Annotated in this window: 1 rRNA gene; it reads left to right on the forward strand. The window is 56.0% G+C overall.

Features of this window, described 5'->3' with window-relative positions:
• A 23S ribosomal RNA gene (locus ACWCYY_RS40865) occupies positions 1-1028 on the forward strand; the annotation flags it as partial.
• Positions 1029-1070 lie beyond the last annotated feature (42 nt).

The raw sequence follows: 1070 nt of genomic DNA on the forward strand, positions 1-1070 counted from the left end.
GGCGAAGCTGAGAACTTAAGCGCCAGTAAACGGCGGTGGTAACTATAACCATCCTAAGGTAGCGAAATTCCTTGTCGGGTAAGTTCCGACCTGCACGAATGGCGTAACGACTTCTCGACTGTCTCAACCATAGGCCCGGTGAAATTGCATTACGAGTAAAGATGCTCGTTTCGCGCAGCAGGACGGAAAGACCCCGGGACCTTTACTATAGCTTGATATTGGTGTTCGGTTCGGCTTGTGTAGGATAGGTGGGAGACTTTGAAACCCAAACGCCAGTTTGGGTGGAGTCGTCGTTGAAATACCACTCTGGTCGTGCTGGATGTCTAACCTGGGTCCGTGATCCGGATCAGGGACAGTGTCTGGTGGGTAGTTTAACTGGGGCGGTTGCCTCCTAAAGAGTAACGGAGGCGCCCAAAGGTTCCCTCAGCCTGGTTGGCAATCAGGTGTTGAGTGTAAGTGCACAAGGGAGCTTGACTGTGAGACCGACGGGTCGAGCAGGGACGAAAGTCGGGACTAGTGATCCGGCGGTGGCTTGTGGAAGCGCCGTCGCTCAACGGATAAAAGGTACCCCGGGGATAACAGGCTGATCTTCCCCAAGAGTCCATATCGACGGGATGGTTTGGCACCTCGATGTCGGCTCGTCGCATCCTGGGGCTGGAGTAGGTCCCAAGGGTTGGGCTGTTCGCCCATTAAAGCGGTACGCGAGCTGGGTTTAGAACGTCGTGAGACAGTTCGGTCCCTATCCGCTGTGCGCGTAGGAGTGTTGAGAAGGGCTGTCCCTAGTACGAGAGGACCGGGACGGACGAACCTCTGGTGTGCCAGTTGTCCTGCCAAGGGCATGGCTGGTTGGCTACGTTCGGGAGGGATAACCGCTGAAAGCATCTAAGCGGGAAGCCTGCTTCGAGATGAGCACTCCCACCTCCTTGAGAGGGTAAGGCTCCCAGTAGACGACTGGGTTGATAGGCCGGATGTGGAAGCCCTGTAAGGGGTGGAGCTGACCGGTACTAATAGGCCGAGGGCTTGTCCTCAGTTGCTCGCGTCCACTGTGTTGTTCTGAAACAACGACCCCA

This window comes from Kitasatospora sp. NPDC001664, from assembly GCF_053596675.1.